Source organism: Allobosea sp. R86505, from assembly GCF_042466375.1.
In the GTDB taxonomy this organism is placed as follows: domain Bacteria; phylum Pseudomonadota; class Alphaproteobacteria; order Rhizobiales; family Beijerinckiaceae; genus Allobosea.
Genome location: NZ_JAXHPY010000001.1, coordinates 64,234 through 85,693 on the forward strand (window position 1 = coordinate 64,234; position 21,460 = coordinate 85,693).

The 21,460-nt window shown below is 67.6% G+C and carries 20 protein-coding genes; 9 read left to right on the forward strand and 11 right to left on the reverse strand.

What is annotated here, in order from left to right; translation table 11 throughout:
• Nucleotides 1-329: 329 nt before the first annotated feature.
• The 9 genes from SJY11_RS00305 to SJY11_RS00345 all read left to right on the forward strand — a co-directional run bounded on the left by SJY11_RS00305 (nucleotide 330) and on the right by SJY11_RS00345 (nucleotide 9,399).
• A complete protein-coding gene (locus tag SJY11_RS00305) occupies nucleotides 330-1,961 on the forward strand; it encodes an ABC transporter substrate-binding protein (RefSeq protein ID WP_376984405.1) in 1,632 nt (543 codons plus the stop codon).
• Between the two features lie 96 nt (nucleotides 1,962-2,057).
• Complete coding sequence (locus SJY11_RS00310; protein ID WP_376984407.1) at nucleotides 2,058-3,482, forward strand: amidase; 1,425 nt, start codon at nucleotides 2,058-2,060, stop codon at nucleotides 3,480-3,482.
• A 36-nt stretch (nucleotides 3,483-3,518) separates the two neighbouring features.
• Entirely contained in the window at nucleotides 3,519-3,710 is a 192-nt protein-coding gene (locus SJY11_RS00315) for a hypothetical protein (protein WP_267520349.1), read from the forward strand.
• Between the two features lie 11 nt (nucleotides 3,711-3,721).
• Nucleotides 3,722-5,140, forward strand: coding sequence for an amidase (locus tag SJY11_RS00320; protein ID WP_376984409.1), 1,419 nt, complete (start codon nucleotides 3,722-3,724; stop codon nucleotides 5,138-5,140).
• A 33-nt stretch (nucleotides 5,141-5,173) separates the two neighbouring features.
• A complete protein-coding gene (locus SJY11_RS00325) occupies nucleotides 5,174-5,362 on the forward strand; it encodes a hypothetical protein (RefSeq protein WP_376984412.1) in 189 nt (62 codons plus the stop codon).
• 1 nt (nucleotide 5,363) lies between these two features.
• Nucleotides 5,364-6,770, forward strand: coding sequence for an amidase (locus SJY11_RS00330; RefSeq protein WP_376984413.1), 1,407 nt, complete (start codon nucleotides 5,364-5,366; stop codon nucleotides 6,768-6,770).
• Between the two features lie 69 nt (nucleotides 6,771-6,839).
• Entirely contained in the window at nucleotides 6,840-7,718 is an 879-nt protein-coding gene (locus tag SJY11_RS00335) for a DMT family transporter (protein WP_376984415.1), read from the forward strand.
• 71 nt (nucleotides 7,719-7,789) lie between these two features.
• The gene (locus tag SJY11_RS00340; protein ID WP_267520353.1) at nucleotides 7,790-7,993 is read left to right on the forward strand and encodes a hypothetical protein; all 204 of its coding nucleotides are present in this window, start codon (nucleotides 7,790-7,792) and stop codon (nucleotides 7,991-7,993) included.
• On the forward strand, nucleotides 7,990-9,399 hold the full coding sequence (locus SJY11_RS00345; protein WP_376984417.1) for an amidase: 1,410 nt from the start codon (nucleotides 7,990-7,992) through the stop codon (nucleotides 9,397-9,399). The genes SJY11_RS00340 and SJY11_RS00345 overlap by 4 nt, the downstream gene beginning before the upstream one ends.
• Before the next feature lie 61 nt (nucleotides 9,400-9,460).
• On the opposite strand, the gene SJY11_RS00350 is transcribed toward SJY11_RS00345, so the two are convergent.
• The 11 genes from SJY11_RS00350 to SJY11_RS00400 all read right to left on the reverse strand — a co-directional run bounded on the left by SJY11_RS00350 (nucleotide 9,461) and on the right by SJY11_RS00400 (nucleotide 21,116).
• A complete protein-coding gene (locus tag SJY11_RS00350) occupies nucleotides 9,461-10,162 on the reverse strand; it encodes a GntR family transcriptional regulator (protein ID WP_376984418.1) in 702 nt (233 codons plus the stop codon).
• A 219-nt stretch (nucleotides 10,163-10,381) separates the two neighbouring features.
• Nucleotides 10,382-11,536, reverse strand: coding sequence for an AbrB family transcriptional regulator (locus SJY11_RS00355; protein ID WP_376984420.1), 1,155 nt, complete (start codon nucleotides 11,534-11,536; stop codon nucleotides 10,382-10,384).
• Complete coding sequence (locus SJY11_RS00360) at nucleotides 11,533-12,447, reverse strand: DMT family transporter (protein ID WP_376984422.1); 915 nt, start codon at nucleotides 12,445-12,447, stop codon at nucleotides 11,533-11,535. The genes SJY11_RS00355 and SJY11_RS00360 overlap by 4 nt, the downstream gene beginning before the upstream one ends.
• 2 nt (nucleotides 12,448-12,449) lie before the next feature.
• Nucleotides 12,450-13,451, reverse strand: coding sequence for an asparaginase (locus tag SJY11_RS00365; RefSeq protein ID WP_376984423.1), 1,002 nt, complete (start codon nucleotides 13,449-13,451; stop codon nucleotides 12,450-12,452).
• 33 nt (nucleotides 13,452-13,484) lie between these two features.
• Entirely contained in the window at nucleotides 13,485-14,195 is a 711-nt protein-coding gene (locus SJY11_RS00370; protein WP_376984424.1) for an isochorismatase family protein, read from the reverse strand.
• Between the two features lie 22 nt (nucleotides 14,196-14,217).
• Nucleotides 14,218-15,252: an ABC transporter ATP-binding protein gene (locus SJY11_RS00375; protein ID WP_376984426.1), complete on the reverse strand. Its 1,035-nt coding sequence runs from the start codon at nucleotides 15,250-15,252 to the stop codon at nucleotides 14,218-14,220.
• Nucleotides 15,253-15,262: 10 nt separating this feature from the next.
• Nucleotides 15,263-16,324, reverse strand: coding sequence for an ABC transporter ATP-binding protein (locus SJY11_RS00380; protein WP_376989217.1), 1,062 nt, complete (start codon nucleotides 16,322-16,324; stop codon nucleotides 15,263-15,265).
• Between the two features lie 104 nt (nucleotides 16,325-16,428).
• Entirely contained in the window at nucleotides 16,429-17,331 is a 903-nt protein-coding gene (locus SJY11_RS00385) for an ABC transporter permease (protein WP_326911194.1), read from the reverse strand.
• A gap of 10 nt (nucleotides 17,332-17,341) precedes the next feature.
• Nucleotides 17,342-18,298 carry an ABC transporter permease gene (locus SJY11_RS00390; RefSeq protein WP_376984427.1) on the reverse strand — a complete coding sequence of 319 codons (957 nt, stop codon included), beginning with the start codon at nucleotides 18,296-18,298 and terminating at the stop codon, nucleotides 17,342-17,344.
• Between the two features lie 93 nt (nucleotides 18,299-18,391).
• Nucleotides 18,392-20,011, reverse strand: a complete 1,620-nt coding sequence (locus SJY11_RS00395) for an ABC transporter substrate-binding protein (RefSeq protein ID WP_376984429.1) — start codon at nucleotides 20,009-20,011, stop codon at nucleotides 18,392-18,394.
• A gap of 397 nt (nucleotides 20,012-20,408) precedes the next feature.
• Nucleotides 20,409-21,116, reverse strand: a complete 708-nt coding sequence (locus SJY11_RS00400; RefSeq protein ID WP_376984430.1) for an isochorismatase family protein — start codon at nucleotides 21,114-21,116, stop codon at nucleotides 20,409-20,411.
• Nucleotides 21,117-21,460 lie beyond the last annotated feature (344 nt).

A 21,460-nucleotide genomic window follows, 5' to 3' on the forward strand; every position in this document is an offset into this window, starting at 1 on the left:
AAATTGTATCCATTCTTGACGACGCGCGACAGCGTCCGTCCGGATCGAACGTCGGCGCGCGCCGATGAGCTCTTCAAGACGCAGACCAAAGCCGCAGGGCCGCCATGCCGCTGACAGCGCCCTTCGACCCGCATCGAGAGGACTCAGAGCGGTCATATGGATGCAATCCCGCGCAATTTCTCATCAACCCCTGTGTTTCATCGCTATTTTCCGCAACGAGACCGGCGCGCGCCCTTTTTATTGGATACAATCATGACGTCTTGGCACGCGCATTGCAGAACCCGGCCCGGGCCGCCTCGCGGCTCCCCCATCCTGCCCGGAGGTTTCGCATGCGGTTCCCGGCTTCCATCCCCTCGCCCCGTTCCCGCGTCACCCGCAGCGTGTCGGCTGCCTTCGCCGCGCTCGCCGTCGGCGCCACGCTGACGCTGGCGCCGTCCGCCCCGGCGCACGCGCAGGAGAAGGTCCTGCGTGTCGCGATGACCGCCGGTGACATTCCCGACTGGACGGGCCATCCCGACCAGGGCGCGGAAGGCCAGCGCTTCGTCGGCTTCTCGCTCTATGACAGCTTCCTGAACTGGGACCTGACGCGCTCGGACCGCGAGGCGGTGCCGACGGCGGGGCTCGCCTCGAAATGGTATCCCGATCCCGCCAACACCAGGCGCTGGATCTTCGAGCTGCGGCGCGACGTGAAGTTCCATGACGGCTGCCCCTGGAACGCGGAGGCCGCGCTGTGGAACATCGCGCGCATCACCGACGACAAGGCGCCGCAGTTCAACCCGGTCCATTTCGCGCGCAACCGCTCGCGCACCGTGAACGTCGCCGGCGCCGTCAAGATCGACGACTACACCATCGCGATCGACACCAAGGTTCCCGAAGCGGTCTTCCCCTACAACATGGCCGTCTGGTTCGTGATCTCGAAATGCGCGCTCGAGAAGGCGGGCTATGACTACAAGGTCTATGCGCTCTCGCCGCAGGGGTCGGGCCCTTACACATTCGGCTCGGTCGTGCCGCGCGAGCGGCTCGAACTGGTGCGCAATCCCGACTACTGGAACCCGGCCCGCGTGCCCAAGCACGACCGGATGGTGCTGATCCCGATGCCGGAGGCGACCACGCGGGCGGCGGCGCTCCTCTCGGGCCAGGTCGACTTCATCGAGGCGCCCTCGCCCGACACGCTGCCGCGGCTGAAGGCGGCCGGCATGCGCGTGACGACGCTGACCTATCCGCACAACTGGCACTACCAGTTCAATTTCCAGCGCGGCGCCTTCAAGGACATTCGCGTCCGCCAGGCGGCCAACCACGCGATGGACCGCCAGGAGATGGTCGAGATGCTCGGCGGCATCGCCGAGGCCAGCGAGGCGCTGTTCACCCCGCACCAGGCGATCTACGGCAAGCCTAAGACCTACCCCTACGATGCCAAAAAGGCGACCGCCCTGCTGAAGGAGGCCGGCTGTTACCCCTGCGCCATCACGGTGGGCATCTCGACCTCGGGCTCGGGCCAGATGCAGCCGCTGCCGATGAACGAACTGGTCAAGGCGCAGCTCGAATCGGTCGGCTTCCGGGTCAAGTTCGAGGTGCTCGACTGGAACGCCCTGCTCGACCTGTTCTTCAAGGGCTGGGAGCGCGCGCCGACCTATGACGCGATCAACATCTCGCTGGGCTCGGTCGACCCGGTCTCGGGCATGATCGGCCATTTCGCGACGTCGCGGCGGGCTCCGGGCGGGTGGAACTGGGGCTGGTTCGACAACAAGGAGTTCGACGAGCTGGCCGAGAAGGCGATGAACACCTTCGAGCCGGAGAAGTCGCTGGCGATGTTCATCCGCCTGCACGAGATCATCAGCGAGCAGGCCGGCCGGCTCTTCATCGTCCACGACCTGAACCCGCGGGCGATGTCGCCCAAGGTGAAGGGCTTCGTCCCGGCCCAGAGCTGGATGCAGGACTTCGTGACGATCAGCCTCGACTGATTGCCACCGGCGCGGGGGCGGTTTCCTCCCCGGCCCGCCTCCGCGCCACCCTTTCTTTCCCTGTTCCGCTGCCCGCGCCGTCAGGAGGCCCCTGCCATGTCCGCTCCGCTGCATTTCATGACCGTCGCAGACCTTGCCAAGGGGATCGCGGCCAAGACCGTCTCCCCGGTCGAACTGACAAGGGCGCTGATCGCGCGCGTCGCCGCGCTCGACGGGATGACCCATGCCTTCATCGAGGTGACCGCGGACCTCGCCCTCGCCCAGGCGAAGAAGGCCGAGGACGAGGTGATGGCCGGGATCAGCCGCGGGCCGTTGCATGGCGTGCCGGTCGGTCTGAAGGACATCATCGACCTCAAGGGCGTGCGCACCACCGCTCATTCGCACCAACTCATCGACAACTGGGCGAGCGACGACGCCTTCGTCACGCAAAAGCTGAGCGCGGCGGGCGCCGTCATCCTCGGCAAGCTCGCGACGCATGAATTCGCAATGGGCGGGCCCTCGTTCGATCTGCCCTTCCCACCGGCGCGCAACCCCTGGAACCTCGCGCATTTCACCGGCGGCTCCTCCTCGGGCTCGGGCGCGGCGGTGGCGGCAGGCTTCGTGCCGGCGGCGCTCGGCACCGACACCGGCGGCTCGATCCGCCTGCCGGCCGCCTTCTGCGGCATCGTCGGGATGAAGCCGACCTATGGGCTGGTCTCGCGGCGCGGCGTGCTGCCGCTTTCGCAGAGCCTCGACCATATCGGCCCGATGACCTGGACGGTCGAGGACAACGCCCTGCTGATGAAGGTTCTGGCCGGGCATGACCGGCTCGACCCCGCCAGCGCCGACCGGCCCGACCCCACGCCCGAGGCGCTGCTGGGCGCGGGCGTGAAGGGTCTGCGCGTCGGCTACCTGCCCTCGCTCGGGGCGCAGGCCGAGGCCACGGAGGAGGTGCAGGGCGCGGTCGCCGGGGTGGCTGCGACGCTCGCCGACCTCGGTGCGGTAGTCGAGGAGGTGACGCTGCCGCCGCTGGCCGATTTCGCCGCCTGCGGGATGATGATCCTGCTATCGGAAGCCTTCGCCATCCATGAGCCGAACATCCAGGCGAAGCCCGAACTCTATGGCGAGATCCTGCGCGACCGGCTGCTGCTCGCCGGGCTGATCGACGCCAGCGACTATGTCCAGGCGTTGCGGATGCGGACGGAGCTGGTCGCGGCCGTGGCGAAGACGATGTCTCGCTTCGACATCATCGTCTGTGCGGCGACCGCAACGCCCGCCCCGGTGATCACCGAGATCCCGAAATTCGGCCTCTTCGCCAAGCCGCCGCTGACCTTCCCCTTCAACGTCACCGGCATGCCCTCGCTGACGATGTGCTGCGGCTTCTCGGCATCCGGCCTGCCGCTGTCGGTCCAGATCGCCGGCCATGCCTTCGGCGAGGCGACGATCTACCGCGCCGCCCAGGCCTATGAGGCCGCGACCGCCTGGCGGGAACGCCGGCCCGCTCTGGAGGCCGCGGCGCCGATGAGCCTCGCCGCCGAATAGCCGCCCGCCCCTCTCATCCGCGTCCCGGAGGCCGCCATGACCGACACGCCCGCCACGCCGATCCCGATCGAGGCCAAGCTCGCCGAATACGGCCTCAAGGTCGGCCCGGAGACGCTGGAATCCCTGAAGGGCTCCGTCGCCGATCTCGAGGCCGCCGCCCGCAACATCCGGGTCAAGCGCAGCTACCTGCAGGAGCCGGTCCACGCGCTCCGGCTCTGGACCAAGTGAAGGGGGCCGCCATGACCGCGCTGCACGATTTGACCATCGCCGAAGCCGCCCCGCTGCTGCAGGCCAAGAAGCTTTCCCCGGTCGAACTGACCGCGTCCTATCTCTCCCGGATCGAGGCCTTCGACGGGCAGCTCAACGCCTTCATCCGCGTGCTGCCGGAGCAGGCGATGGCGGCCGCGCGCAAGGCCGAAGGCGAGATCATGAAGGGCGGCTACAAGGGGCCGCTGCATGGCGTGCCGATCGGCCTGAAGGACATCTACAACACCAAGGGCATCCCCACGACCGGCCATTCCGCCCTCTACAAGGACCATGTCCCGGACGAGGACGCGACGACGACGCGGCTCCTGGCCGAGGCCGGGACCATCCTGCTCGGCAAGCTCTCGACCTGGGAGTTCGCGATCGGCGGCACCTCCTTCGACCTGCCCTGGCCGCCGGCGAAGAACCCGTGGAACCTCGCCCATGATCCGGCTGGCTCCTCCTCCGGCTCGGGTGCGGCGATCGCGGCCGGGCTCGCCATGGGCTCGATGGGCACCGACACCGGCGGCTCGATCCGCGGGCCGGCCGCCTGGTGCGGGATCTCCGGCCTGAAGCCGACCTATGGGCTGGTCAGCCGCCGGGGCATCCTGCCGCTCTCCTTCAGCCTCGACCACGGCGGGCCGATGTGCTGGACCAGCGAGGATTGCGCGCTGATGATGGAGGTGCTGGCGCAGCACGACCCGCTCGACCCCGGCAGCGCCGACGTCGCCAGGCCCGATTTCGCCGGCTCCGTGCAGAAGGATGTGAAGGGGCTGCGCATCGGCGTGGTCAGGCATTTCTTCGAGAGCGACGCCGAAACCGACCCCGAGATCAAGGCCGGCATCGAGGCGGCGCTGGTGACCTTCCGGGAGCTGGGCTGCGAGGTGGTCGACGTCACGCTCTCGCCGCTCTCGGCCTATGGCGACGTCGCGGCGCTGATCTCGCGCTCGGAGGCCTTCGCCTTCCATGAGGAGACGCTGAAGGCGACCCCTGAACTCTATGGCGAGCTCGCCCGCCAGCGCATCATGATGGGCGCGTTCGTGCGGGCCTGCGACTATGTCAACGCGCTGCGCGAGCGCGGCCGCCTGATCACCGAGATTGCGACCGTGTTCGAGAGCGTCGACGTGCTGATCTGTCCGACCATGCCGGGCGTGGCGCCGAAGCTCGGCGATCTCGGCAACATGATGTCGCGCTCGCGGCCTTCCTTCACCCGCGTCTTCAACCTGACCGGCTCGCCGGCGCTGTCGGTCTGTTCGGGGTTCTCGGTGGCGGGGCTACCGCTCGCCATGCAGATCGTTGGGCGGCCGTTCCAGGACGACCTCGTGCTGCGCGTCGGCAGCGCCTTCGAGAAAGCCACCGCCTTCCGCGACCTGCGCCCGGCACCATGGGCGCAGCAGGCGCTCGCCGCCGAGTGACCCGGTGCCTTTCCTTCTTTCGTGGAGACGATCATGAGCGAGACCATCTCGACCGAAGCCTTCCAGGTGCTGCTCGACCGGGCGGGCATCAGCGTCAAGCCCGAGCATATGGATGAGATGCGCAGCGCCTATATGCTGCTCCAGGCGATGCGGGAGCGCGTGCGCAAGCCCCGCGGATATGATGCCGAGCCGGCTCATATCTTTTCCCCCATGGGCCGCTGAGATGACCGGCGATCCCACGCTGCTCACCATCCGCGAGGCCTCGACACTGATCGCGGCGCGCAAGCTCTCACCGGTCGAGCTGACGAAGGCCTGCATCGCGCGTACGCAGGCGCTCGACGCCAGCTTGAGCACCTATGTCGCCTTCACGCCGGAGCTGGCGCTGGAAGCGGCCGAGGCCGCGGAGGCCGAGATCGGCAAGAGCGGGCCGCGCGGCCCGATGCATGGCATCCCGGTCGGGCTGAAGGACATCTACGACACGGCCGGCGTGGCGACGACCGGCCATTCCAACCTGCTGAAGCGCCGCGTCCCGACCGAGGACGCCTTCACCGTGGCGAAGCTGCGCGAGAGCGGCGCGGTCATCACCGGCAAGCTCGGCACCTTCGAATTCGCCATCGGTGGCCCCTCCTTCGACCTGTTCACGCTGCCCGCGCGCAACCCCTGGGACCCGGCCCGCACGACCGGTGGCTCCTCCTCCGGCTCGGGCGCGGCGGTCGCAGCCGGGATGGTGCTGGGCGCGACCGGCTCGGACACCGGCGGCTCGATCCGCAGCCCGTCCTCGCTGTGCGGGCTGGCCGGCATCAAGCCGACCTATGGGCTGCTCTCGCGAAGGGGCATCCTGCCGCTGTCGCAATCGCTCGACCATGCCGGGCCGATGTGCTGGACGGTTGAGGATGCGGCGCTGATGCTGCAGGCGATGGCGGGGCATGATCCGCTCGATCCGGCCTGCGCCGATGTCGCGGTGCCGGACTTCACCGAGAAGCTCGACGAGACGGTGAAGGGCAAGACCATCGGCGTGATCCGCCATTTCCACGAGACCGACCATCAGGCGGCGCCGCCCGTGCTGGCGGCGATCGAGCAGGCGATCACGGTCTACACATCGCTCGGCTGCGTCATCAAGGAGGTGACGCTGCCGCCGCTGATGGACTTCGCTGCCGTTGGCCTGATCATCATGTCGTCGGAAGCCTTCGCGATCCACGAGGCGGATCTGCGCGCGACGCCGGAGCTCTATGGCGAGATCGCGCGCGACCGGATCAGCATGGGCGGACTCTTGACGGGGGCGGATTACGTGCAGGCCCTGCGCCGACGCCAGGAGCTGAAAGCCGCGGTGGCGGAGGCGATGATCGGCATCGACGTGCTGCTGACGGCCGGCTCGCCCTTCCCGGCCCAGCCGATCGACGAGGTGCCGAAATGGCTGATGTACCAGAAGCCCTCGATCACCATGCCGTTCAACGTCACCGGCCTGCCGGCGCTGGCGCTCTGCGCCGGCTACGAGCCGGGAACGGGCCTGCCGGTCGCGATCCAGCTCGTCGGGCACCCCTTCGCCGAGACGACCGTGTTTCAGCTCGGCCACGCCTATGAGCAGGCGACCCAGTGGCGTGCGACGCGGCCGGCCCTGCTCGCCGCCTGACCCTAATGCCGGGCGGCCCGCCGGGGCCGCCCGTTCCCCCTGCCCCGTATTCGAGGAATGCGCCGCGCCATGGCCGAGGCCCGCAACACCGCCCAGGCCGGGATCCTCTGGATGATCCTGAGCACGGCCTTCCTGGCGGGCGGCAATTCGCTGGTCCGGCAGATCGCAACCGAATTGCATCCGTTCCAGATCAGCTTCCTGACCAATCTGATCATGCTCGTCTTCGTCTGGCCGCAGCTGCGGGGCGGGGCCGGCCTGCCGGACCGGCGCGAGAAGCGCAGGCTCTACGCGATCATGACCGCGGTCGGCTGCGTCTCGAACCTGACGTGGTTTTATGCGCTCGCTCATGTACCGCTGGCCAAGGCGACCGCGATGACCTTCGCCGCCCCGATCATCGTGACGGCGCTGGCCGGCGTCCTGCTCGGCGAGAGCGTTTCGCGCAGCCGCTGGGCGGCGGTGATGGTCGGCTTCGTCGGCGTGATGGTGATCTCGCGGCCGGGCTTCGTCGCGCTCGACGCCGGCACGATCGCGCTGATGATCTCGACCCTTTCGATGGCCTCGATGTACCTGATCTCGAAGCGTCTGACGCAGATCGAGAGCACCAGCCGCATCGTCGCCATCACCACCCTCATCCCGGTGGTCACCGGCCTGATCCCCGCCGTGCTCTACTGGCGGACACCGTCCCTCGACATGATGCTGTTTCTGGTCGTGATGGCGGTGGCGATGTTCGTCGGCCGGCTGACACTGTTCCTGGCGCTGCGCAATGCGCCGGCCTCGACCGTGATGCCCTTCGACTTCGCCCGCCTGCCCTTCATCGCGCTGTTCGCCTGGCTCGCCTACCAGGAAATTCCCGATCGCTGGGCGCTGGTCGGCGCCGCGATCGTGATGGGCGCAACCGTCTTCATCTTCCAGGACGAGCACCGCAAGCGTCGCCAGGTTCCGCTCTAGCCGGAGCCCGGCCCCTCGCCGCCCGCAAGGCCTGCGGGCATTCGACCCGCGCCACAGGAGAACCGCCAGCCATGCCGACACCGATCGCATCCGAAGCCGAGATGAGCGCCTTCCTGGCACGCGCCGGCTTCACCCTGACGCCCGAGCAGATCGCCGAATATGCCGAGGCCTATGGCTACATCGTCGAGATGTCGGCCCGGATCCGCGGCGAGCGCAGCTATATGGCCGAGCCGGCCCATGTCTTCAGCTTCCCGACCGAGGAGGTCGCCCGATGAGCACGGACATCCTGACCATCAGCGAGGCCGCCGCCCTGATCAAGGCCGGCAAGCTCTCCCCGGTCGAGCTGACCGAGATGTGCCTGGCCCGCGTCAAGGCCTTCGAGCCGGAGCTGCACGCCTTCGTCACCGTGACCGAGGATCGCGCCCGGGCCGACGCCAAGAAGGCTGAGGCCGAGATCAAGGCCTCGGGCCCGGCATCGCCGCTGCACGGCATCCCGATCGGCCTCAAGGACATCATCGACACCAAGGGCATCCTGACGACCTGCCAGTCCGCCCACAACATCGGCAATATCCCCGAGACCGACGCGACCTGCGCCGCGGCGCTCGATGCCGCCGGCACCGTGCTGATGGGCAAGCTGACCACGCATGAATTCGCCGATGGCGGCCCGTCTTTCGATCTGCCCTGGCCGCCCTCGCGCAATCCCTGGAATACGCAGCGCTTCACGGCGGGATCCTCGAGCGGCACGGGGGCGGCGGTTGCGGCCGGCCTCGTGCTCGGCGGGCTCGGCACCGATACGGGCGGCTCGATCCGCGGCCCTGCGGCGCTCTGCGGCATCGTCGGCCTCAAGCCGACCTATGGGCTGGTCAGCCGCGCCGGCGTCGCGCCGGCCGCCTATTCGCTCGACCATATCGGCCCGATGGCCTGGACGACGGAGGATTGCGCGCTGATGCTGCAGGCGCTGGCCGGTCACGACCCCGCCGATCCCGCCAGTGCCAACAGGCCGGTGCCCGACTACACCGCCGGGCTCGGAAAGGGGGCCAAGGGGCTGAAAGTGGGTGTGCTCAGCCGCTGGCACGAGACCGACAGGCCGGTGGCTCCCGCGGTCAAGGCCGGCATCGACGCCGCGATTTCGACCTATGAGAGCCTCGGCGCGGAGATCGTCGAGATAAAGCTCTCGGCCATGCAGGAGTACAATGCGGCCGGCTTCTTCATCTCGACGGTCGAGCGCGGCGCGGCCTATGAGCGGATGATGCTGAAGAACCCCGAGAAGTTCGGCCAGCGCTATCGCGACCGCCTGGTCTTCGCCGCGCTCTGCACCGGCATGGACTATGTCCAGGCGCTGCGGCGGCGGCGCGAGCTGATCGCGGAAATGGCGGCGGCGATGGCCGGCGTCGACGTGGTGCTGACCGCCGGCAACCCCGACGAGGCGCCGCCGATCGACCAGGTCCCGCGCTGGGACAATCTCGACAAGCCGAACTTCACCATGGCCTTCAACCTGACCGGGATGCCGGCGATCTGCGTCCCCTCGGGCTTCGGCCCCAATGGCCTGCCGGTGTCGATCCAGCTCGCGGCGCGGCCCTTCGGCGAGGCGGTGCTGCTGCAGGCCGCGCATGCCTTCGAGCAGGCCACGCCCTGGCGGCAAAGGCGCCCGGCCATGCTTGGCCTCGCGGAGGCCGCCTGAGGCGGCTGCCGCGCGGCACGGCCCCCGGGCCGTGCCGCGACGAGGCGGCGACAGCGGCAGGTCAGGCGGCGCGGGCCTTCGTGCCGGCGGCCGGCTTGCGCGTATCCATCTTGCGCCAGTGTTCGATGATGCGCTGGCCCGAGCGGTAGACATGTTCCTCGGCGAGGCTCTCGGCGCGCACGACCTGCCCGCCGGTGATGGCGGCGAAGATCTGGCTGTGGTCGTCATGGGCGCGGGCCAGCGTTTCCATGTCGAACCAGCGGAACTTGAGCTGGTTGAGCAGCGGAATGGTGCGGGACTTGCGCAGCATCATCGCGAGATGCGAGTTGCCCGAGGCTTCGATCAGCGTGTTGTGGAAGCGGTCGTTGAGATCGCGCCAGAGATCGGAGACCTCGTCGGTCCAGCTCTCGACGTTCTGCAGATCTTCGCTTTCCGCCAGCACCTTGTGCAGGAGCCCGCGATGGACGTCCGACAGGCCCTGCTGCGCCACCAGCCGTGCGCACAGGCCCTCGAGATTGGCCCGCACGACATAGATGCCCTCGATGTCCTTGGCGGCGAAGGTCTTCACCGCGTAGCCGCTGTTGGGGCGATATTCGAGCAGCCCTTCGGCCGCGAGGGTGGAGAGGGCGGCCCGGATCGGCGTGCGCGACACCGCCAGCGCATCGGCGAGATCGACCTCGTTCAGGCGTGTGCCGCCAGCATAGTCGCCTCCGAGCACGGCTTCCCTGAGCTTGTTGGTGACCGAGACGCCGCGTGTCGCCATGATGTGCCGTCCTGTCGAAGAGGCGGATGAAGAAGGGGACCTGCCCGCGGCCGGAGAATGATCATGCCGGCGGCAGAATCATCCCGATCGTGTACAGTCGGCAGGCAATTAGGGGGCGATGGCCCCTACGTCAACGCGATTCCGGCGGCGCTGACGAGAAAGTGTGCATGATGGGCGCTTCAGTGCTTCATTGTATGCAATACAAGCAACCGGATCGTCTCATTCGGCCGGCATCCCGCGCGGCGCGGGTGAGCCGGCCCGGTCCCGGCCGAGGCGGGCGATGACCGCATAAACCGGCGCGGCGGCCACCATCACCACGAAGATGCGGATGATGTGGTGGGCGGCGACGAAGGCGACCTCGGCATGGACGGCGAGCGCGATCAGGCTCATTTCGGCCAGGCCGCCCGGCGAGTAGGCCAGGATCAGCGTCATCGCGCGAAATCCGGTCAGCCACGATACGAGGGCGGCGCAGGCGGCGGTCCAGAACAGCAGGATCGCGGTCGAGCCCAGCGAGAGCAGGATGATGCGCCCGACCGTGCGCGGCGCCGTGCCGGCGAAGCGGCAGCCGATGACGACGCCGAGGATCAGCTGGGCTGCGTTGACGATCTCGAAGGGCGGTTTGAAGTCACTCCAGCCCGCGAGATGAACGGCAGCGCTGACCAGCATCGGTCCAAGCAGATATTTCGCGGGGAGGTTCAGCCTGTGGCCGAGGAGGCAGCCGGCAAGGCCGCAGCCGAGCAGCCAGAGTTCCGCCGTCGCTGGCGTGGAGAAGACGGAGACGGCACCGGCCATCCGGTTCAGCGAGACGCCCTCGAGCCACTGGATGGCGAAGGGCAGCGTCATGACGATGAGCAGGATGCGGACCGAGTGGACGAGCGCGATGACTTGTCCGTCGCCGCCGCGCTCCTCGCCGATGCTGATCATCTCGACCAGCCCGCCCGGCATGCCGGCGAAATAGGCGGTGGTGCGGTCATAGCCGCCCACCGCGCGGAAGTACCAGACCACCGAGCCGCCGCAGAGCGCGATGAAGGCGACGAGCCCCAGCGTGGCCGGCCACCATTGCGGGATGCGCGCCATGAGATCGGGGCTGAAGGCCGCGCCGAGCATGACGCCGATCACCATCGTCATGGGCGGGCGAATGACCGGGGGCGCGGCCACCGGCAGACGCAGCAGCGCCGCCAGCGTGCAGAACACCATCGGGCCCATCATCCAGGGCAAGGGCAGCGACAGGCGCTGGAACAGCAAGCCGCCCGCGACGCCGAGCGCCAGCGCCAGGGCGAAGCGGGGATACGGGAAGCGGGAGGGTCGCATGGCGGCAAAGCCGGCCCGGATGTCCCGCATCCAGGCTGCGACGGGGGATGTCAGAGGATTCATGGCGTTTCTTCGAGCCTGACCGGGGCGGGCACCGGCCTGGGGGCCAGATAGACCAGCGCGCTCGCGGCAATCACGATCGCCGAGCCGCCGAGGACGAGCAGCGTCGGCACGTCGCCGAACCAGACGAAGCCGACGATCAGGGCCCAGAGCATCTTGGTGTAGGAGAGCGGCGCGATCGTCGCCACCGGCGCATGGAAGAGCGCCCGCGTGGTCAAATACTGGCAGGCGCCCGAGGCCAGGCCGTTGCCGATCAGCAGCGCCCATTGCGCTGGCGTCGGCTGGACCCAGTTGAAGGGCAGGCTCGGCAGGACGAGCAGGGCCGAGCCGGCCAGCGTCCAGAAGGCGATCGACAGCGAGGTTTCGTTGCGCGAGAGGCTGCGCTGCTGGATCAGCGAGAGCGCGCTGAAAACCGTGCCGATGACCGACATGGTCAGCCCGAACAGGCTGCCGCCGCCGCTCGGCTTCACCATCAGCAGCACGCCGCCGAGTCCGAGCAGCAGTGCGAGCCAGCCCAGCCGCGTCACCTTCTCGCCCAGCAGCGGCGCCGAGAGCAGCAGCACGAGGACCGGCTGGAGGAAGGAGATCGCGGTCGCGTCGGCGAGCGGCATGTGGCGATAGGCCACGAAGATGAAGAGCAGGACGGCCGTGAACTGGACCGCCTGCAACGCCATGCCGGGACGGTTGTGGACCTTCAGCGCGGCAAAGCCCCCGAGCCCGCGCGCCATCAGCAGCAGGGTGACGAGTGCGAAGCCGTTGCGGAAGAAGACGATCTGGTTGACCGCGAAGGTCTCGGCCAGCGCCTTGACGACACCGTTCAGGATCGAGAACAGCGCCAACCCGACGAGCATCATCACGACGCCGCGTCGCGCATCGCGCTCCTCTCCCGCCGGCGCCTTCAGGATCACAGTCATCGTCAGTAGGTCAGGAAGATGCGTTCGATCTCGGCCGGCTCGGCGCTGATCGTCAGCGCCAGCGCCAGCAGCAGCCTTGCCTTCTGCGGCGTGAGATTGTCGGTGATCAGGAAGCCGCCCTCGCGCAGGCGCTTGCCCTTGAAGGTGCGGCCCGAGCCGGCGCGGGTCGACTGCATCACGACGATGCCGTCCGCAGCGGCCTGCTTCAGCACCTCGAAATCAGCCGGGCCGGCGAAGCCCGGCGCGAAGCCGGCGGAGACGATGCCCTTCGCGCCGGCCGCGACGAAGGCGCGGGCGGCCGTGCCGTCCGAGCCGGTATAGGCGAGCACGATGTCGACGCGCGGCAGGGCGTCGAGGCTGCGGATATCGAACTCCGTGTCGGGCGCCGCCTTTCGCACCGGCTTGCGGTAGAACACGACCGCGTCGCCATCGGCATGGCCGAGCACGCCGAAATCGGGCGAGCGGAAGGTCTGCAGCCGGAAGGTCGAGGTCTTCGTCACGTCGCGCGCGGCGTGAATCTCGTCGTTGAGCAGAACGAGAACGCCGAGCCCGCGCGCCTGCGGGCAAGCCGCGGTGCGGATCGCATTGGCGAGGTTCATCCCCGCATCGGTCGAGAGCGCGCTCGCCGGGCGCTGCGAGCCGACGACGACCACCGGCACCGCCACCTTCAGCGTCAGGCTGAGGACATAGGCCGTCTCCTCCAGCGAGGCGGTGCCGTGCAGGATGACGATGCCGGCGAGGTCGGGATGCTCGGCGACGAGCCGGTCGCAGGTCAGGACGATCGCCTTCCAGTCCTCGAAGAAGATGTTGGGGCTCGGCACCGCCTTGAACGGAACGGCGATGATCTCGGCGAGCTGGGCGACGTCGGGAAACATCGCCACCAGCGCGTCGGCATGGAGCATCGTTTCATTGGCGCCGTAGTCGAGGATGTCGAAGGGGCCGGTGCCGATGGAACAGATCGTGCCGCCGGTCCCAATGACCGCGACCTTGGGCAAAACAGGCATATCTCTCTCGGGGTGTCGGGCGCGCGCGCCGGGTTATTCGGCCGCCTCGCGGAAGCGGGCGTTCTTCTCAAGACAGCCGATCAGCATCTGCGTGTCCATGATGTCGCCGAAGGTGAGGTAGAAGGCGATCAGCGAGGCGTTGTGCTCGGCATCGGAATTGGCGGCGTTGCCGTCGGTCACCATGATCGTCCTGAAGTTCAGCATCATGGCGTCGCGGGCGGTCGATTCGCAGCAGACATTGGTCACCGTGCCGGTGATGATCAGGGTGTCGTAGCCCTGCGCCCGCAGCCTCGCCTCGAGATCGGACGAGCCCTGGATGAAGGCGCTGAAGCGCGTCTTCCGGACGATCTCGTCCTCCGGCGCGACCTCGAGATCGGCCCACAGTTCGTGGCCGAGCTTGCCTTCCGACATGGATTCGACGCGCGCGCCGCGCCGCTCCGGCCGTGTCAGGTCCTCATGGAAATGCGACCAGGAGGTCAGGCAGGCCTCGTCATGGGTGTTCTTGATCCAGAACACCTTGCCGCCGGTCCGGCGCACGGCGTCGGCGATCCGGTTGACGTTGGGCACGATCTCGCGGGCCGTGTCGCAGAGCGCATGGGCGACGCCCGGCATCATGAAGCCATTCTGGAGATCGACCACGATCAGCGCCGTGCGGGCGGGATCGAGATCGGCATAGACATGCTCGACGCCGCGACGAGCGACGACATGCTCGGTGACATAGGCGGGGATCTCGACCTTGTGCATGGCGGGCTCTCTCGTGCGGGTTTCAGGAGGACAAGGCGGGTGCGCCGACCTTGAAGCAGCAGACGGTGCGGTCGGGCGCAGGCGAGGTTTCCGGCGGGCTCGCGGCACGGCAGGAATCGTCGGCGAATTTGCAGCGTGGCGCGAAGGCGCAGCCCGGCGGCAGGCGGCGCATGTCGGGCGGGGAGCCGGGGATCGCCTCGATGTCGACGCCGCGCGCGCTGCCATGGACGGAGGAGGCGAGCATGCCGCGGGTATAGGGGTGCTGCGGGTTCATCAGCACGTCGCGCACCGGCCCGGATTCGACGACGCGGCCGGCATACATCACCGCGACGCGGTCGGCGATCTGAGCGGCGACGCCGAGATCATGGGTGACGAAGATCACGCTCATGCCCATGTCACGCTGGAGCTTGCGCAGCAGCACCAGCACCTGGATCTGCACGGTCGCGTCGAGTGCGGTCGTCGGCTCGTCGGCCAGCAGAAGCTGCGGCCGGCAGGACAGTGCCATCGCGATCATCGCACGCTGGCGCAGGCCGCCTGAAAGCTCGTGCGGATAGGCCTTCAGCCGCCGCTCCGGCGAGGGCACCTTGACGAATTCGAGCAGTTCCAGCCCGCGCTTCAGCCCGTCGGCATAGGAGCAGCCCTCGTGCTTGACGACCGTTTCGGCGATCTGGTGGCCGATCGTGTAGACGGGGTCGAGCGCCGTCATCGGCTCCTGGAAGATCATCGAGATGGTGGAGCCGCGGATCTGCGTCAGCTCCTTGTCGCTGAGCGCCATGATGTCGTGCTCGCCGACGCGCATCCGCCCGCCGATCTTCGTGCGGCCCTTGGGCAGAAGCCGCATCAGGGCGCGCATCGTCACGGATTTGCCGGAGCCGGATTCGCCGATGATGCAGAGCACCTCGCCCGGCTGGATCGAGAAGGAGACGCCGTTGACGGCGGCGACGGTGGCCTCGCGGCTGACGAATTTGACCGAGAGGTCCTCGACCTCGACCAGCGGGCGGACCGCGGCGAGGGCGACGGGGCCGGGAACGGCGGATGGCGCGGTGGCTGTCGTCATCGGTTCCTCCTCACGCGGTGGCGGCCAGCGGGGCGGCCTCGACCTTGGGACTGGGCTGGGGCCTTGCGACCAGCACCGGCGCCTTGCCGGCGAGGCTGTGGCCCGAGCCCGGGTTCTGGACGTGGCAGGCGGCGACATGGATGTCGGCCGCGACGGCGCCCTCGAGCCGGGGCGAGGTTTCCGCGCAGACGCTTTCCGCCATCGGGCAGCGGGTGCGGAAGCGGCAGCCCGATGGCGGGTTGATCGGGTTGGGCGGGTCGCCGGTCAGCGGCGCCTCATGGACGCGCTCGGCCGGATCGAAGGAGAGCCGCGAGGCGAGCAGCGCGCGGGTATAGGGGTGCTTGGGATGGTCGTAGATCGCATCGACCGGCCCGATCTCGACGATCTCGCCGAGATACATCACCAGCACGCGGTCGGAGATGTATTGCACCACGTCGAGATCGTGGCTGATGAAGACATAGGTCAGGTTGAAGTGGCGCTTGAGCTGACGCAGCAGATTCAGGACCTGCGCCTCGACCGATTTGTCGAGCGCCGAGACCGCCTCGTCCAGGATCAGAAGCCGCGGCTCCAGCGCCAGCGCCCGGGCGATGTTGACGCGCTGCTTCTGGCCGCCGGAGAGCTCGTGCGGATAGCGCTGAGCGAAGAGGTCGGGCTTGAGGCCGACCTTGGTCAGGAGTTCGCGGGCGATCTCCTTGGCCTTGGCGGCCGGCATGCCATGGACGCGCGGGCCATAGGCGATCGATTCCTCGACCGGCAGGCGCGGGTTGAGCGAGGAGTAGCTGTCCTGGAACACCATCTGCATGGCGCGCCGGAACTCCTTCATGGTCAGGCCGCGGACGCCGCCGATCGCCTCGCCATCGAACAGCACCTCGCCGCCGTCATAGGGGATGAGATGCATCAGGAGCCGCGCCAGGGTGGACTTGCCGCAGCCGGACTCGCCGACGACGCCGAGCGTCTCGCCCTTGAGCACGGTGAAGGAGACGCCGTCGACGGCCCGGACATGCCCCTGGGTGCGGTTGAGCATCCCACCCTTGATCGCGAAGTGCTTCTTCAGATCGGAGACGATCAGCATCGGCTGGGAGGGGCCGCCGCGATCGCGGAGGTCTCCCTCCGGGACCGAGGACAGCTGCGGCGGGCGGGAGATCAGCGCTTCTGTCGTGGACATGGCGGGCCCTTTCACAGTCTGACGTCCATCGCCTGGCGCAGCCCGTCGCTGACCATGTTGAAGGCGAGTGAGGTGACGAAGATCATCACGCCCGGCAGCGCGCAGACGATCGGGTTGACGTAGATCGACTGGCGCAGCGTCGAGAGCATCAGCCCCCAGTCGGGATGGGGCGGCTCGACGCCGAGGCCGAGGAAGGACAGCCCCGAGGCGATCAGGATCGAGACCGAGACCAGGCCGGAGGCGTAGATGAAGATCGGGCCGAGCACGTTGCCGAGGATGTGGGTGGCGATGATCGAGCCGGTCGAGCCGCCCGAGGCCCGGGCGGCCTCGACGAAATCGAGCCCGCGGACCTGTGTGGTCGCCGTCTCCGCGATGCGGCAGAGCGGCGGGATGAAAACCAGCGTCAGCGCGACCATGCCATTGGCCATACCGCCGCCCATGGCGCCGGAAATCGCGACCGCCAGCAGGATCGAGGGGAAGGCGTAGAAGACGTCCATGGTCCGCATGATCGCCATGTTCAGCTTGCCGCCGATGAATCCGGCGAGCACGCCGAGGAAGCCGCCGATCAGCGTGGCGAAGACCACCGGCACCACGCCCATCAGCAGCGACATGCGTCCGCCATGGATCAGGCGCGAGAGGATGTCGCGGCCGAGTTCGTCGGTGCCGAGATGGAAGTCGCGGAAGCCGACCGGGCGCAGCCGGAAGGCCATCGAGGTCTTGTAGGGGTCCTTTGGCGCGATCCAGGGCGCGAATACGGCCAGGGCCACGATCAAAACGATGACCAGCGCGAAGGCGAGCGTGACGTAGTCGTAGCGCAGGCGGTAGCCGACATTCTGCCAGTAGCCGCGGACCTTGGTGGCCGGGGCCTCTTCTTCCGCTGCGAGAAGACGGGTCGCCGTGGTGAAATCGGTCATGGTCGCCTCCTCAGGAGCGCTTGATGCGCGGGTCGACCGCGGTCTGGAACAGGTCGACAACGAGGTTGGTGAAGACGAAGACGAGGGCGAGGATCAGGATCGTGCCCTGCAGGACGGGGATGTCGCGGGTCAGGATCGCCTTGTTCAAAAGGAAGCCCGTGCCTGGCCAGTTGAAGATCGTCTCCACCAGGATCGAGCCGCCCATCAGGTAGCCGAACTGCAAACCCATCACGGCCAGGATCTGGGGCATGGCGTTCTTGAGCGCGTGCCGGATCACCGCGAGCTCGCCGAGGCCCTTGGCGCGCAGCGTGTTGACGAAGTCATTGCCCAGCACCTCGGAGACGGCGGAGCGCGTGGTGCGGGTGATCATCCCGACCGGCACCATGCAGAGCGTGATGATCGGCAGGATGACATGCTTGAAATGCGACCAGTTGAAGAGGTCGAAGGTTTCCGAGCCGCGCGGGCCCATGCCGGTCGCCGGCAGCCAGTTCAGCTCGACCGCGAAGACGATGACCAGGACGATGCCGAGCCAGTAATTGGGTATCGAGACGCCGACGATCGACAAGGCGGTGACGCCGCGATCGACCGCGCTGCCCCGGTAATATGCCGCCAGCGTGCCGAGCACGAAGGCGATGCTGAAGGCCAGCATCACCGCGCCGAAGGAGAGAAAGACGGTGTTGCCCAGCGCGCGCAGCACCTCGTCGATCACCGGCCGGTTGGACTGGATCGAGACCCCGAGATCACCGACGACGGCGCGCGTCAGCCAGGTCCAGTACTGCACCGGCAGCGGCCGGTCGAAGCCGTAGGTCTTCATGATGAGGTCGACGACCTCCTGGCTGGCATCGGCCGGGAGCAGCATCTGGACGGGGTTGCCCGGCGCCAGGAAGACGAGCGCGAAGCAGAAGACCGTGACGCCGATGGCGATCGGGATCGCGTAGACGATGCGCCTTGCGATGTAGTGCCACATGGAGGTCTCCTTCGGTCGGCTCGGGTCCTGGATCGCTTTGGGCTCGGAGGGGGATGCGGCCCCGACGGGCCGCATCCCGAAGGCGGGGCCGCGTCAGTTCGTCGTGCCGACGGTGATCGGCGTCAGATCCTGGAACCAGCTCTGGGCCTGGACGAAGCCCTTGACCTTGGGCGAGAGCGCGCGCGGGTTCAGGTCATGGGTGACGAAGAGCATGGCGGCGTCCGCGTTCATGATCTCGTGGACGCGGGTGATCATCGCGTCGCGCTTGGCCTGGTCGAAGGTGTTGTAGATCTCCGTGATCAGCTTCTCGATCTCCGGGTTCTGGTAATGGCCCCAGTTGCCGCCGGCCGGTGCCCATTGCTTGCGCATGGCGAAGCGGAAGATGCCGGAGAAGGGATCCTGCGTGGCACGGCTGACATTGATGGCGTGGTAGGCGGGGAACTTCTCGCGGCCCTTGAAGGTGACGTCGAGCAGCGCGTTCCAGTCCATCACCTCGAGCTTGACCTTGAAGCCGACCGCCTCGAGCTGCGACTTGACCAGCTCGTTCATCGGCAGCGGCTGCATCTGGCCCGAGCCCGAGGTTGAGATCGCCAGCGTGACCTCGCAGGGGTAACACTTCGCCTCCTTGAGGAGTGCGGTCGCCTTCTTCGGGTCGAGCTTGTAGAGGACCGGCTTGCCGAAATAGGGCGAGCTCGGCGGCACGGTGCCGTAGCCCTCCTGGGCCAGGCCGTTCAGCATCTCGACCATTTCGCCGCGGTCCATCGCGTAGTTCGCCGCCTGGCGCACGCGCTTGTCCTTGAAGGGACCGTCGACGAAGTTGAACTGGTAGTGCCAGTTGTGCGGGTAAGGCAGGGTGATGACCTGCATCCCTGAGGATTTGAGCCGGGCGATCGTGTCCGGCGAGGGCGCCTCGATGAAATCGACCTGGCCGGACAGGAGCGCGGCGGCGCGCGTCGTGGCCTCCGGCATCGGTTGCAGCACCAGCCGGTCATGCTTGGGAATGCGCTTGGGATTCCAGTAAGTCTCGTTGCGGGTCAGCTCCAGCCGTTCGCGCGGCACCATGCCGGCGAAGCGGTAGGGACCGGTGCCTGAGGGCATCTGGGCGTATTTCTCGTAGGAGCCGGCCTTTTCGAACTGGGCTTTCGAGATCATCATCCAGAAGCTCATCTGGACGTAGAAGAGTGAATCCGGCTCCTTGGTGATGATCGCGACGGTGTGATCGTCGACCTTCTCGGCCCGGTCGATATTGACCGTGCGGGTGCGCATCGAAGCGAACTGCTTGGCGTTGAAATGCGGGACCTTCTCGTCGGTGAGGCGCGAGATGTTCCAGAGCACGACGTCGGCGTTGAAATCCGACCCGTCATGGAACTTCACGTCCTTTCGCAGGGTGAAGATCCAGCGCTTGCTGTCCTTGGGGTCGATCTCCCATTTCGTGGCGAGGCCGGGCGTCAGCGAGGCCTCGACATCCGAGCGCGAGAGATCCCAGAGAATGAGCGAGTCGTAGAGCGTGTAGCCGACGAAGCGGTAGCCCTCGAAGCCCTGATCGGGCTGGCCGGTGACGTCCGGGATGTCGCCCGCGGTCATCGCGACGCGCAAGGTCGTCTGGGCCTGGGCGGGGGCAATGGAGGATAGGGCGGAGGCCCCGAAAGCCAGGGCAATGCCGGCGGCGAGACAAGCGGCGTTCTTCCGAAAAGTCTGGGTGTGGTGAGGCATGCAGGCTCCCTCCGGGATGCGATGAGGTCGTGAGCGGCGTCCCGGGGAATTTAGCAAGGGCCGTGCCAAGCCGGCTCGATTGTGTCCAATCCGGCCACGCAGCGCTGTACACTGCCGGGAGACGGCGCGCGCGCAGAGTTCGAATTCCGGCGGAAACAAGCGCCTAACCCATCTGATCTGGCTTCGCCGTCATGACCGAGCGACGCGCACTATCACGCCCCGATCACGTCATTGCACACAATTTGGCCATAGCGGCCAGCGGGCGAAGCGAAGTGGCCATTGTGCAGGCCGCACTCTGCTGCGCTGCACAATATTTTTCCGGAGAAGCTGCGAACATATCTTGGTTCCGCCGTGCAGGCCGCGCCGCCGAAGGCGCGGCCGCCTCGCGGGATCGACATCACTCGGCCGCCTGCAGCACCGCAGCGCCAGCGCCGAACGCCGCGATGACCTCGTCGGTCGACTGGACGTCTCCAAACAGGGCCAGGATGTTGCCGAGCGTCGCGTTGTGCTCCTCGTCCGTGCGGCAGGCATTGGCGTCGGACACGAAAACGACCTTGTAGTTCATCATCATCGCGTCGCGCGCGGTCGACTCGCAGCAGACATTGGTCGCCGTGCCGACGATGATCAGCGTGTCGATGCCCCGCTCCTGCAATTGCGCATGGAGCGTCGACGAGCCCTCGACGAAGGCGCCGAAGCGCTGCTTCTCGACCGCCCAGTCACCGGGCAGGACCTCGAGGTCCGGATAGATGGCGTGGCCGAAACTGCCGCGCGCGAAGGCAGCGATCATGCGCTGCTTGAAGTCGCCCTTGGTGAAGTTGTCGAACCAGACGCACCAGTCGGCCTGCGTCTCGTCCGTGATCGTATTCTGGATGTAGACGACGAGGCCGCCGACGGCCCTGAGCGCCTGCCCGATCCGGTTGACGTTGGGCACGATCTCGCGGGCAAAGGGGATTTCGGCCGGCTGGCCCGGCGCCATGAAGCCGTTCTGGAGATCGACCACGATCAGCGCGGTGCGGGTCGGATCGAGCGTCTCGAACAGCCTGACCTTGCCACGCCGCTCGACGACGCGCTGGAGAACGTATTCCGGGATCGCGATGGTGTGCATGGGACGCTCCTGATCGACGGGGTGAGGGTCGCGCCGACATAGGCCCCACCTCGGGCCGCGCCGACGATAGCCCCGCCATCACAGCAAGCCCCGTGCCAAGCTTCGAGTGATTGTATTCAATGCAGCACTGCCGCCAAAATGGACGCGCCGCACCGGAGCGAGGCCGGAGCGTCGAGATGAGCGGCTTCTACACCTGATAAGTTGAGGCATAGCCGCCGCTTTATTGGGCTCTTGCACGCCCCGCCATCGTCGGCGACCGCAGGCCAGCAGGCGAGTCGCCCCCGCCGTCGCGCAAGGCACCGAGCTTTATTGGATACAATGACGCAGGAATGGCATGGCGGTTG

What these genes read in the sequence shown, in the direction of transcription:
- SJY11_RS00305 (WP_376984405.1), top strand. Translation starts at nt 330, where the DNA reads ATGCGGTTCCCGGCTTCCATCCCCTCGCCCCGTTCCCGCGTCACCCGC.
- SJY11_RS00310 (WP_376984407.1), top strand. Translation starts at nt 2,058, where the DNA reads ATGTCCGCTCCGCTGCATTTCATGACCGTCGCAGACCTTGCCAAGGGG.
- SJY11_RS00315 (WP_267520349.1), top strand. Translation starts at nt 3,519, where the DNA reads ATGACCGACACGCCCGCCACGCCGATCCCGATCGAGGCCAAGCTCGCC.
- SJY11_RS00320 (WP_376984409.1), top strand. Translation starts at nt 3,722, where the DNA reads ATGACCGCGCTGCACGATTTGACCATCGCCGAAGCCGCCCCGCTGCTG.
- SJY11_RS00325 (WP_376984412.1), top strand. Translation starts at nt 5,174, where the DNA reads ATGAGCGAGACCATCTCGACCGAAGCCTTCCAGGTGCTGCTCGACCGG.
- SJY11_RS00330 (WP_376984413.1), top strand. Translation starts at nt 5,364, where the DNA reads ATGACCGGCGATCCCACGCTGCTCACCATCCGCGAGGCCTCGACACTG.
- SJY11_RS00335 (WP_376984415.1), top strand. Translation starts at nt 6,840, where the DNA reads ATGGCCGAGGCCCGCAACACCGCCCAGGCCGGGATCCTCTGGATGATC.
- SJY11_RS00340 (WP_267520353.1), top strand. Translation starts at nt 7,790, where the DNA reads ATGCCGACACCGATCGCATCCGAAGCCGAGATGAGCGCCTTCCTGGCA.
- SJY11_RS00345 (WP_376984417.1), top strand. Translation starts at nt 7,990, where the DNA reads ATGAGCACGGACATCCTGACCATCAGCGAGGCCGCCGCCCTGATCAAG.
- SJY11_RS00350 (WP_376984418.1), bottom strand. Translation starts at nt 10,162, where the DNA reads ATGGCGACACGCGGCGTCTCGGTCACCAACAAGCTCAGGGAAGCCGTG.
- SJY11_RS00355 (WP_376984420.1), bottom strand. Translation starts at nt 11,536, where the DNA reads ATGAATCCTCTGACATCCCCCGTCGCAGCCTGGATGCGGGACATCCGG.
- SJY11_RS00360 (WP_376984422.1), bottom strand. Translation starts at nt 12,447, where the DNA reads ATGACTGTGATCCTGAAGGCGCCGGCGGGAGAGGAGCGCGATGCGCGA.
- SJY11_RS00365 (WP_376984423.1), bottom strand. Translation starts at nt 13,451, where the DNA reads ATGCCTGTTTTGCCCAAGGTCGCGGTCATTGGGACCGGCGGCACGATC.
- SJY11_RS00370 (WP_376984424.1), bottom strand. Translation starts at nt 14,195, where the DNA reads ATGCACAAGGTCGAGATCCCCGCCTATGTCACCGAGCATGTCGTCGCT.
- SJY11_RS00375 (WP_376984426.1), bottom strand. Translation starts at nt 15,252, where the DNA reads ATGACGACAGCCACCGCGCCATCCGCCGTTCCCGGCCCCGTCGCCCTC.
- SJY11_RS00380 (WP_376989217.1), bottom strand. Translation starts at nt 16,324, where the DNA reads ATGCTGATCGTCTCCGATCTGAAGAAGCACTTCGCGATCAAGGGTGGG.
- SJY11_RS00385 (WP_326911194.1), bottom strand. Translation starts at nt 17,331, where the DNA reads ATGACCGATTTCACCACGGCGACCCGTCTTCTCGCAGCGGAAGAAGAG.
- SJY11_RS00390 (WP_376984427.1), bottom strand. Translation starts at nt 18,298, where the DNA reads ATGTGGCACTACATCGCAAGGCGCATCGTCTACGCGATCCCGATCGCC.
- SJY11_RS00395 (WP_376984429.1), bottom strand. Translation starts at nt 20,011, where the DNA reads ATGCCTCACCACACCCAGACTTTTCGGAAGAACGCCGCTTGTCTCGCC.
- SJY11_RS00400 (WP_376984430.1), bottom strand. Translation starts at nt 21,116, where the DNA reads ATGCACACCATCGCGATCCCGGAATACGTTCTCCAGCGCGTCGTCGAG.